The organism is Timonella senegalensis JC301 (assembly GCF_000312125.1).
In the GTDB taxonomy this organism is placed as follows: Bacteria; Actinomycetota; Actinomycetes; order Actinomycetales; family Cellulomonadaceae; genus Timonella; species Timonella senegalensis.
Map to the genome: position 1 here is coordinate 548,932 of NZ_HE978643.1, position 10,887 is coordinate 559,818.

The window sequence follows — 10,887 nt, forward strand, 5'->3', positions numbered from 1 at the left end:
TATGCCCCGATGACCACTGAATCGAACGCAACATCACGGCCAGCTTCCCCGGACTTGCTTGTTGAGGTCGTTAATAGCCAGGAGATGCTCGACCTGGCGTATTCGGTGCGGCTCGACGTGTTCGTGCGTGAGCAGAAGGTTCCGGTTGAGGAGGAGATTGACTCCCTCGACACTGCGGAAACCACCGTCCACGTGATTGCACGGCGTGTGAACGAACCCGGCCGGGCGTTGGGCACTGCGCGCCTCCTTCCCACGGTGGGCGAGCCGGGGCACTTCCACATCGGACGGGTAGCTGTTCGCGCGGAGGCCCGGGGCTTGCGGGTGGGCGCTGCGCTCATGAGTGCCCTCGAGCAGCGAGCTGTGGTTGACACGCCCGACTGCGACGTAACAGTGGAGCTCTCGGCGCAGGAGCAGGCGCTGCCCTTCTACGAGCGCATCGGGTACTCAATCGCCAGCGAAGCGCGATATCTCGATGCTGGAATCTGGCACCGCGACATGGTCAAGGTCATCGCGCGAGCCTAGTGCTCCGCTCCCATAATTCAATTTCACATCCTCGCCTGACCCGGGCACCCAGGAAAGGTTCTAGACTCAAGTCATGCCAGTTTCGAACGCAGACTTTGTTCACCTCCACGTCCACACTGAGTACTCCATGCTGGATGGCGCAGCGAGGCTCGATGATCTGTTCGAGGAGACTGCGCGCCTAGGTCAATCGGCGATTGCTACCACTGACCACGGCTACATTTTTGGCGCGTATGAGTCCTGGTCCAAGGCAAAGTCTGCGGGCATTAAGCCGATCATTGGCGTCGAAGCGTATGTGACCCCTGGAACCAGCCGGTTTGATCCCACGAGGCAGTTGTGGGGTGACCCCAGCCAGAAGAGCGACGATGTCTCGGCCCGAGGTGCTTATACGCACCTCACGCTATGGGCCAAGAACAACACCGGTTTGCACAACCTGTTCCGCATGTCTTCTCTGGCCTCGCTTGAGGGTCAGATGGGCAAGTGGCCTCGCATGGACCGAGAGCTTATGCAGACGTACTCAGAGGGTCTGATCGCCTCGACTGGGTGCCCATCGGGAGAAATCCAGACGAGATTGCGTCTCGGACAGTTCGACGAGGCGCTCAAGGCGGCAGGGGAACTCCAGGACATCTTTGGCAAGGAGAGCCTGTTCGTCGAGCTCATGGACCACGGACTCACTATTGAGAACCGCGTTCGTTCGGAACTCCTAGAGATCGCAAAGAAGATCGGCGCTCCGCTCGTTGCCACCAACGACTCGCACTATGTACGCAGAGAGGACTCCTCCTCACAGGAGGCGCTGCTGTGCATCAACTCGGGTTCCACACTTCTGGACCCAGACCGTTTCAAGTTCGACGGTGACGGTTACTACATCAAGTCCGCTGCCGAGATGCGTGATCTCTGGCGCGACTTCCCTGAGGCGTGCGACAACACTCTGCTCATCGCTGAGCAGTGCGATGTCTCGTTCGACACCAGCGCCAACTACATGCCAAACTTCCCAACGCCTCCGGGCGAAGACGAGTCCTCTTGGTTCGTCAAGGAAGTGGAGATTGGCCTGCACCGGCGCTACCCGGCCGGTATCCCGGACAAGGTGCGCAAGCAGGCAGAGTACGAGGTCGGTGTCATCAACCAGATGGGATTCCCTGGCTACTTCCTGGTGGTCGCGGACTTCATTAACTGGTCCAAGAAGAACGGTATCCGCGTGGGCCCGGGACGTGGTTCTGGGGCTGGCTCGATGGTCGCGTATGCGATGGGCATTACGGAGCTCGACCCGCTGGAACACGGGCTCATCTTTGAGCGATTCCTCAACCCTGAGCGTATTTCGATGCCTGACTTCGACGTCGACTTTGACGAGCGTCGCCGCACCGAGGTCATCAAGTATGTGACCGATAAGTACGGCGAAGACCGCGTGGCTCAGATCGTCACCTACGGAACCATCAAGGCGAAGCAGGCCATCAAGGACGCCTCCCGCCTCCTTGGTATGCCATATGCGATGGGGGAGAAGCTGACCAAGGCGATGCCTCCCGCCGTCATGGGCAAGGACATCCCTCTCGGCGGCATCTTTGACGAGAAGCACCCGCGTTACCCAGAGGCCTCGGAGTTCCGTGAGGTCCATGCTGCTGACCCAGACTCCCAGAGAGTCGTTGAACTCGCCATGGGTATCGAGGGCCTGAAGCGCCAGTGGGGTGTTCACGCGGCTGGTGTCATCATGTCAAGCCACCCGCTCATTGACATTATCCCGATCATGCGTCGCCCACAGGACGGCGCGGTCATCACCCAGTTCGACTATCCAACCTGTGAAGGCCTTGGCCTGATCAAGATGGACTTCCTGGGCCTGCGAAACCTGACTATCCTGTCTGATGCGCTCGAGAACATCGAGATGAATGGCAAGGACCCCATCGTTCTTGAGGACCTGACATTCGACGACAAGGAAGCCTACGCGCTGCTCGCCCGTGGCGACACGCTGGGCGTGTTCCAACTCGATGGTGGTCCGATGCGGGCCCTGTTGAGGCAGATGCGCCCCGACAACTTTGAAGACATCTCCGCAGTTATCGCGCTGTACCGCCCGGGCCCAATGGGAATGAACTCGCACACCAACTACGCGTTGCGTAAGAACGGTCTGCAGGAGATCACCCCAATCCACCCTGAACTGGAGAAGCCACTCGCTGAGGTCCTAGACACGACCTATGGCCTCATCGTCTACCAGGAGCAGGTGCAGAAGGCCGCGCAAATTCTTGCCGGTTACTCGCTCGGCCAAGCAGACTTGCTTCGTCGTGCAATGGGTAAGAAGAAGAAGGAGATCCTGGACAAGGAGTTCGTGCCATTCCGTCAGGGAATGCGCGACAACGGTTACTCGGATGAAGCCGTCCAGGCCGTGTGGGACGTACTCGTTCCGTTCGCTGGTTACGCCTTTAACAAGGCGCACTCTGCAGCGTATGGTCTGGTTTCCTACTGGACCGCGTACCTAAAGGCGCACTACCCGGCCGAGTACATGGCGGCACTACTCACCTCAGTGAAGGACGACAAGGATAAGTCGGCCCTCTACTTGAACGAATGCCGCCGCATGGGCATTACGGTTCTGCCTCCCGACGTCAACTCCTCGGCGGCAAACTTTACCGCTGTTGGCAAGGACATCCGCTTCGGACTGACAGCCGTGCGAAATGTCGGAGCCAACGTGGTGGACTCAATCGTGGCGACCCGTGAGGATAAGTCGAGTTATACCTCGTTCACTGACTTCCTGGACAAGGTGCCGGCGGTCGTGTGCAACAAGAGGACGATCGAGTCGCTCATTAAGGCTGGCGCATTCGACTCGCTTGGGCACGGGCGGCGAGGACTCCATCTCGTCCACGAGCAGGCCGTGGACTCGGTGATCGGCGTCAAGCGCAAGGAAGCGGAGGGGCAATTCGACCTCTTCGCTGACTTCGGCGGCGAAGACGATGACATGTCGTTCCACATCGATATCCCAGACCTTCCTGACTGGGACAAGAAGCAGCGCCTCCAGTTCGAGCGCGACATGCTCGGCCTCTACGTGTCTGACCATCCGCTCTCGGGGCTTGAACACGTACTAGAGCAATCGTCGGATGTCTCAATTGCAACGCTGATGGCGGACGAAGTCCGTTCTGACGGATCCACTGTGGTCATCGCAGGCTTGGTCACAAGCCTGCAGCGCAAGATGTCCAAGCAGGGCAACCCCTGGGCTGCCGTCACGATTGAGGACCTCGAAGGATCGGTCGAGGTCATGTTCTTCGGCGAAACGTATCTGGCGTACTCGGGCATGCTCGCCGAGGACCAGGTCGTCGTGCTGAAGGGGCGCGTTCGCCGCCGTGATGACACGATGCAGCTCCAAGCTATGGAGGTCAGCATCCCGGACCTGAGCTCAACCACCGAGTCGCCGATGCTCGTGACGCTGCCCAGCTCGCGGTGCATCGAGTCGGTTCTGGAGCGCCTGCGCGAGACACTCAAGACCCACCCCGGCAAGTCGGAGGTGCGCCTCAAGGTGACGAGCCCGGGTCGGGCAACCGTGCTTAAGCTCGATGACCGCCTGCGGGTCGAGAAGAACCCAGCACTGTATGGAGAGCTCAAGGCGCTGCTGGGCGCGAGCTGCCTGAACTAGATAGGACGGTAGAACGATGCTTCACCTGACCCCTGAGCAGAGGGTCTTCGTCATGGAACGCCACCTTGCCACGCTGACCACGTTGCGTGCTGACGGGACTCCCCACGTGGTGCCCGTGGCATTCACGTGGGACGCGGACAAGGGAGTTGCCCGCATCACGACCAAACGGTCCTCGGTCAAGGCGCGTAACGCACGGGGATACTCCGGCCAGCCGCCGCGGGTGGCGCTGTGCCAGGTTGATGGTGGCAGGTGGATCACGATCGAGGGCACGTCCACGGTGATTGAGGACACCGAGGTCATTGCGGACGCGGTCAAGCGATACGCCGTGCGCTACAGGCCGCTTGAGGCGGACCCGGAGCGCATCGTGATTGAGGTCAAGGCCGACAACGTGATGAGTTCGGTCTACATGGCACGCTAGGCCTGACGTCCTATTCCAAGCGGAGCTCTGAACTGTGGCCACGGCCCGCTGGCCACAGGTCACTGGCCCCAGATCACGGCCCCGCCGCTGACCCGGCCTTCGCACCAGAGCGCCGGCCCTATCGCCGGCCTCAGCACAAGCACCAACGCGAAAGCGCATCGGAACACGTTCCGATGCGCTTTCGCAGTTTGTGGGGCGCTAGGACATAGCGACCAGGCTCACGCCACCCGGACGTCGAATCGGCCGGAGGGGGTTGATAGGGTAACGATGTCGCCCTTTGTGAGCTGTCGTCCTCGACGTGTATCGATTTCACCGTTGACGGATACCTCGCCCGCCGCAATGACTTCGCGTGCGTGTGCGCCGTTTTCTACCACATCAGCAAGCTTAAGGAACTGGCCGAGCCGAATCATGTCGTCTTTGATTTCAATGTCAATCATGCTCCCATTTTCGCACGAGGTGCCACGCGCATGATTTCCGGCGAATCCGTAACCACCGAGTCTTCCCCTCGACTGCTCTCGCATCTGGGCTCCACCTACTATCCGCTCGCGATGATGGGTCGTCTCCCATTCGCAATGACGGTCGTTGGAGTCCTCACTCTCGTAGTGACCGTCACGGGATCTTTCACCGATGCCGGAGCCACTTCTGCCGTAGTCGGTATTGGTACCGCTGTCGCCGGTCCCTTCCTTGGTATGGCCGCTGACAGGTTTGGCCAGCGAGTGGTCCTGCTCGCCTCGACCCTGGTTCATTCGCTTACGCTGGTGGCGCTGACGGTCCTCACGTACCAGCACCGCCCGGTCGGTGTGCTGATGGCGGCGGCGTTCGTCATTGGCGCGTCAGCTCCGCAGCTCGCGGCGATGTCGCGCGCCCGACTGCTCTCGATCATCAACCTGAAGCTCCCCTCGCACGTGCGTAGCCGCACGCTCAACCGCACGATGAGTGTGGAGTCCATGGCCGACGAGCTCGTGTTTGTGTTTGGTCCCGTCGCTGTGGGCGTGCTCTCCGTGCAGATCGCCCCGTGGGCGCCGCTTGTGGTTGCTGCCGCTTTGACGCTCGTGTGCGTAGGTGGCTTTGCGCTGCACCCGACCGCTTCCGTGGTGCGCCGTGCAGAACACTCGGCTCCAACCGGCAGCCTTCGGGATGTGCTATCCGCGAAGATTCTTGTACTGGCGGCGGGCATGCTTTCGATTGGCACTTTCTTTGGCAGCATGCTCACCTCCCTGACTTCGTTCATGGACGATCGAGGCGCCGGCGACTCCGCCGGAGTGGTTTACGGTGCGCTCGGGATCGGCTCGGCGATCTTCGCGATCGCCGTGGTGCTGTTCCCGGCTTCCTTCACGCTTGCCGCGCGCTGGATCGTCTTTGCCCTCGTCTCGCTTGTCAGCGTTGTTTTCTTACCGATGATTCACTCAGTTCCAGCGATGGTTGCTGTCCTCGTGGTGCTGGGTATTGGGCTTGGTCCTACGCTCGTGACAATCTTCTCGCTCGGTTCCGCCCGCGCCCCTGTGGGCCGCTCGGCGACCGTCATGACAATCCTGTCCAGTGCGGTGGTTGTGGGGCAGTCGCTCCTTACCGCGGTGACCGGGCGGGTCGTCGATGCCTTTGGCACGAGCGTCTCAATGTGGTTCCCCATCGGTTCCGTTGTTCTCATGGTCCTGTTCGGGTTGTGGAACGCGAGGATTGAGAAGGGCATTCAAACCGCTTCCTTACCTAGCGATAGGTGACTTGGGAAACGAGCGCCTAGCGACATCACTCCACATCCTTTGCGCCTAGGTCGATGTCTTACAGTACAAAATGCCTACGCCACGTCCAGCGCAGAGCACTAGAGTGGAGATCGTGATGAAACGTCTAGATCTCCGTGGCCAGTCGCTCTCTACGCGCGAATTGCTCGACATCTTGCCTCGTGCAGAGGTGAGTGTTGACGATGCAGCGCAGATTGTCACCCCAATTCTTGAGGGCGTCAGGGAGCGCGGAGCGGCACATATTCGTGAGGTCTCCGCAAAGTTAGACGGGATCGCACCGGAACATCTGCGGGTTCCCGCGCAGGAGCTGGATCGCGCGCTTGCGGGCCTCGACCCGCTCGTACGGGCGGGCCTTGAGGAAGCGATCGTCCGCGTGCGCAAGGTGCACGCGGCGCAGCGCCCGCAGGACTTCACCGTGGAGCTCTCCGCCGGGGCAGTTGTGCGCCAGCGGTGGATCCCCGTGACGCGTGTGGGTTTGTACGTACCCGGCGGTCTCGCCGTGTACCCGTCTTCCGTGGTCATGAACGTAGTTGCGGCGCAGGAGGCAGGGGTCAAGCAGCTCGCGGTCACGTCCCCGCCGCAGCGCGAGAACGGAGGCCTTCCGCACCCCACCATCCTTGCTGCGTGCAAACTCCTGGGCGTTGACGAGGTCTACGCAGTCGGTGGCGCTCAGGCGATCGGTATGTTCGCGTACGGCGCTCGCGGAAGCGAACCACAGGACGGCACATGGTTGTGTGAGCCGGTCAACGTCATCACGGGTCCGGGAAACGTGTTCGTTGCGGCCGCAAAGCGGGTTGTGCAGGGTGTCGTTGGAATCGATGCCGAGGCGGGTCCAACGGAGATCGCGATCCTCGCGGATGACACCGCACAGGTCGATCACGTGGTTTACGACCTTGTTAGTCAGGCGGAACACGACCCTAATGCGGGTTCAGTCCTTGTGACGTCGAGCCCGGAACTGGCGCAGGAGGTTGCCGAGCGCATCGTTGAGGTTGCGGGCGCTACTAAGCACTCGGATCGGGTAGGTATCGCGCTGGGCGGACCGCAGTCGGCAATCGTACTCGTAGACGACCTAGAGCAGGGTCTCGCGGTTGTGGATGCTTACGGCGCCGAGCACCTCGAGATCCAGACCAGGGACGCTTCACAGTGGGCGGATCGGGTCTCCAGTGCGGGAGCCATCTTTGTCGGCCCATACTCGCCAGTCTCCCTGGGCGACTACATGGCTGGCTCAAACCACGTTCTCCCGACAGGCGGATGTGCGGCGTTCACCTCGGGACTTGGCGTGCACTCGTTCGTGAAGGCAGTGCAGGTCATTGAGTACTCGCGCGAGGGGCTGGAAGAGCTCTCCAGCAAGATCGTGGCACTGTCCAATGCAGAGGATCTGCCCGCACACGGCGAGGCCGTTGCAGCGCGATTCGTGCAGTAAATGGCCAGTTCGCTAGCGTCACCGTATTAGCATGTGCATATGACCCCCGAACTCACTCGTCATCACTCCGGCGGTCGCGTGACGGCAACCATGGTTGCAAAGCACGCGGGCGTCTCCGTTGCCACCGTTTCACTTGTAGTCAACGACAAGTTTCGGGGACGTGTTTCTCCGGCAAACGTGAGCAAGGTGCGCGAGTCGATCAAAGAGCTCGGATACGTAGTTGACCGAGTCGCTAGCTCCCTGTCAAAGGGATCTAGCGACTTGGTCATCCTCATTGCCCCTGACATCTCCAACCCCTTCTTTGCGGGGGTTATCGCCGGCATCAAGGAAATTATCGCGGACAGGTTCCAGCTGCTGGTGTCCGTCACGGACGATGGCAACCTTCCTCAGGCGCAGGAGATCCGCGCGTCGCTCGAGTACCGCCCTTCGGCGCTCCTAATCTTTGCTCCGAACGAGTCCTTTGTGCACGACGTGCGCGGACAAGCCCCCATGGTCCTCATTGACGCTCCGGGAATGGAGCACGTTGCTCCGACCATCAACATCGATATTGACGCCAGTGCGCGTCTACTTGGTAACCACCTTATCGGGCTCGGGCATAGGTCCTTTGGATACCTCGATTCGATTACGGGTTCCAAAACCTTCGATCTGCGCCGCGAGGCGCTCATGGACCAGATCACCCAGTCCGGTGGAACGGAGTCCAAGAGCAGTACTGCATCCTCCGTTGTGGAGTTTGAGGCGGCTGCCCGCGCGTTCGAGTCGTCGTGGGCGGAGTGGAAGGGCGACGAGGTGACGTGCGTCATCTGTGCGACCGACATTCAGGCGTACGGCGTCATCAAGGCTGCGCGCAAGCTCGGCCTGTCAATCCCCGGAGACCTCTCTGTGGCCTCGTTCGACAACCTGTCGTATTCGTCGATCTCGTCACCGAGCCTGACGTCGGTCGAACTTCCCTCCGTTGAGTTGGGACGCGCGGCGGCTCGTCACGCACTTGCGCTCATCGACGGCGAGATGGTGAAGGTCGCGCACGAGGTGTTTGCGGGCGAACTGTACGTCCGTGAGTCAACCGGGGCGCCGGCCTCTACCGAGTAATGCACACTTGCACAAAGGGGCGTCTCCAGAAGGAGTCGCCCCTTTGTGCTGTTTCAGTTGCGTTATGTTGATCTAGAACTGGGCAAGGACGAACGGGTAGACAACCTTGGCACCAGCATTTCGTAGGAGCATCCCGGCGTACGCCAGGGTCCATCCCGTGTCGCTGTAGTCGTCGAGGAGCAGTACCGTGCGGCCGTTGAGTCCGGCGAGTGCCGCGGGGGAGAGCTCCAATTGGAGTCTGCCTGCGATTCCCGAGAGCCTGATCGCTGAGTTGACGTCGTGCCGTCCGACCTCCTCCTGGCCAGCGCGTGGGCCGACCGTTCCGACCAGAGGTTTCTTTAGGTACTGGGCCAGCCCTCCCGCGAGGTGCTCCATCATGGCTGGACGGCTCGTCGACCGGACACAGACGATGCCTTCAATGTCCGCGAGCGCCGGCCATTCGCCGAGTACTTGCACTGCGGCGGAGCGCAACGGTGCGGGTAGTGGTGCGTCTGGGGCGGCGGGTGCGAACACCTCGCGAAGCAGCGTGGACAGTCCCAACCCGTCAATGCGGGATATCGCCCGCCCCTCTTCGATCTTTGCCCCCGGCGCAATTCGTCCTGAAACGTTGATGCCTAGGTTGGACATGCCCGTTGGCCACATCTTGCGCACCGCAAGCGTGATTCCTGGTGCCGACGCGGTGGCCGAGGCGACCCTCAGGGACTCATCCGATACAACGGCGGGCAGCGTGATGCCCCCGCAGTTGTCGCAGCGCCCGCAACTATAGCCCGCGCTAAGTTCCGGGTCATCGAGCGTGTGCCGCAGGAACCCAAGCCGGCATGCGGTCGTCGAGATGTAGGTGAGCATGGAGGCCTGCTCATGTGCGCGCGCAGCCTCGACTCGCTGGTATCGCTCCGCGTCGTACTCCCATGGTTCGCCCGTGGAGATCCATCCGCCCTGGACGCGCTTGACGGCGCCGTCCACATCAAGGACCTTGAGCATCATCTCGAGGCGGGAGCGGCGGAGGTCCACCTGGGTCTCGAGGGTCGGGATGGAGACGGGCTTTCCGCCTGTGGCGCGGGCGCTCTCGAGGTACTCGAGCACCTGGTCGACCTGTTGGCGCGGAGGGAAGGCGAGGGACCCGAAGTAGTCCCAGATCCTGCGATCCTCCTCGCCCGGCAGGAGCACAACGCTCGCCTGGTCAACTCCACGGCCGGCACGACCCACCTGTTGGTAATAAGCGATGGGGGAGTTTGGCGCTCCTAGGTGGAACACGAACCGGAGGTCCGGCTTGTCAAAGCCCATACCGAGTGCGGAGGTTGCCACGAGGGCCTTGATCCGGTTGTCCTTGAGGCGCTGCTCGAGTTCCTCGCGTTCCTGGGTTTCGGTTGCGCCTGTGTACGCTGCTACGTCGTGGCCTGCCGCCCGCAGCTGCTCTGTCACCTCATGTGCGGCGCTTACAGTCAGCGTGTAGATGATGCCTGAGCCCTCAAAGTGGTTGAGGGCGTCGATGAGCCAGCCCACTCGACGCGGCATGTCAGGGAGTTGGACCACAGCGAGGTGGAGGGACTCTCGGTCGAGGTTTCCGCGCAATACGAGGACGCCCTCGCCGTGGCCGTCCTTGCTGATGGAGAGCTGTTCGGCGATGTCGGTCGAGACCCGCTCGTTTGCGGTTGCGGTGGTCGCAAGCACGGGGATTCCTGGACGCAGGTCCTCGAGGAGAGTCCGGATGCGGCGGTAGTCCGGCCGGAAGTCGTGGCCCCAGTCCGAGATGCAGTGGGCCTCATCGATCACCACGAGCCCGGATTCTTGGCTCAGCGCCGGCAGCACGGCGTCACGGAAGCCCGGGTTGTTGAGCCGCTCGGGGGAGCATAGGAGTACGTCCACTCGTCCCGAGTGGATCTCCCGGTTAACTTCGTCCCACTCGGTCACGTTTGACGAGTTTATTGTCACGGCCCGGATGCCAGCGCGTTCGGCGGCGGCGATCTGGTCGCGCATAAGGGCGAGCAGCGGCGAGATGATGATGGTCGGGCCCTCACCTTGGGCGCGCAGGAGGGCGGTGGCTACGAAGTACACCGCCGACTTTCCCCAGCCGGTGCGCTCGACCACGAGCGCA

General features: G+C 61.6%; 8 protein-coding genes. 6 read left to right on the top strand and 2 right to left on the bottom strand.

The window, feature by feature from the left end; genetic code table 11:
* Window positions 1-9 precede the first annotated feature (9 nt).
* The 3 genes from HGSM_RS10405 (at window position 10) to HGSM_RS10415 (ending at window position 4,544) form a co-directional block, all read left to right on the top strand.
* Window positions 10-522 (top strand): GNAT family N-acetyltransferase, encoded by a 513-nt coding sequence (locus tag HGSM_RS10405; RefSeq protein WP_019148698.1) that lies wholly within the window; start codon window positions 10-12, stop codon window positions 520-522.
* Window positions 523-595: 73 nt separating this feature from the next.
* Window positions 596-4,126 (top strand): DNA polymerase III subunit alpha, encoded by a 3,531-nt coding sequence (gene dnaE / locus HGSM_RS10410; RefSeq protein ID WP_019148699.1) that lies wholly within the window; start codon window positions 596-598, stop codon window positions 4,124-4,126.
* Window positions 4,127-4,142: 16 nt separating this feature from the next.
* Entirely contained in the window at window positions 4,143-4,544 is a 402-nt protein-coding gene (locus HGSM_RS10415; RefSeq protein WP_019148700.1) for a pyridoxamine 5'-phosphate oxidase family protein, read from the top strand.
* Window positions 4,545-4,762: 218 nt separating this feature from the next.
* Here the strand turns inward: HGSM_RS10415 and HGSM_RS10420 are convergent, their stop codons facing one another.
* Window positions 4,763-4,981 carry an RNA-binding S4 domain-containing protein gene (locus tag HGSM_RS10420; protein ID WP_019148701.1) on the bottom strand — a complete coding sequence of 73 codons (219 nt, stop codon included), beginning with the start codon at window positions 4,979-4,981 and terminating at the stop codon, window positions 4,763-4,765.
* Between the two features lie 30 nt (window positions 4,982-5,011).
* On the opposite strand from HGSM_RS10420, the gene HGSM_RS10425 reads away from it, so the two are divergent.
* The 3 genes from HGSM_RS10425 (at window position 5,012) to HGSM_RS10435 (ending at window position 8,792) form a co-directional block, all read left to right on the top strand.
* Window positions 5,012-6,265 (top strand): MFS transporter, encoded by a 1,254-nt coding sequence (locus HGSM_RS10425; RefSeq protein WP_019148702.1) that lies wholly within the window; start codon window positions 5,012-5,014, stop codon window positions 6,263-6,265.
* Between the two features lie 112 nt (window positions 6,266-6,377).
* Window positions 6,378-7,706, top strand: a complete 1,329-nt coding sequence (gene hisD, locus HGSM_RS10430) for a histidinol dehydrogenase (protein WP_040595107.1) — start codon at window positions 6,378-6,380, stop codon at window positions 7,704-7,706.
* Between the two features lie 39 nt (window positions 7,707-7,745).
* Complete coding sequence (locus HGSM_RS10435) at window positions 7,746-8,792, top strand: LacI family DNA-binding transcriptional regulator (protein ID WP_019148704.1); 1,047 nt, start codon at window positions 7,746-7,748, stop codon at window positions 8,790-8,792.
* A 72-nt stretch (window positions 8,793-8,864) separates the two neighbouring features.
* Here HGSM_RS10435 and HGSM_RS10440 read toward each other — a convergent pair.
* Window positions 8,865-10,887, bottom strand: a 2,023-nt coding sequence (locus HGSM_RS10440) for a RecQ family ATP-dependent DNA helicase (RefSeq protein ID WP_040594942.1), incomplete at its 5' end; no start/stop codon positions are given.

What these genes read in the sequence shown, in the direction of transcription:
- HGSM_RS10415 (WP_019148700.1), top strand. Translation starts at nt 4,143, where the DNA reads ATGCTTCACCTGACCCCTGAGCAGAGGGTCTTCGTCATGGAACGCCAC.
- HGSM_RS10425 (WP_019148702.1), top strand. Translation starts at nt 5,012, where the DNA reads ATGATTTCCGGCGAATCCGTAACCACCGAGTCTTCCCCTCGACTGCTC.
- HGSM_RS10435 (WP_019148704.1), top strand. Translation starts at nt 7,746, where the DNA reads ATGACCCCCGAACTCACTCGTCATCACTCCGGCGGTCGCGTGACGGCA.
- dnaE (WP_019148699.1), top strand. Translation starts at nt 596, where the DNA reads ATGCCAGTTTCGAACGCAGACTTTGTTCACCTCCACGTCCACACTGAG.
- HGSM_RS10420 (WP_019148701.1), bottom strand. Translation starts at nt 4,981, where the DNA reads ATGATTGACATTGAAATCAAAGACGACATGATTCGGCTCGGCCAGTTC.
- HGSM_RS10405 (WP_019148698.1), top strand. Translation starts at nt 10, where the DNA reads ATGACCACTGAATCGAACGCAACATCACGGCCAGCTTCCCCGGACTTG.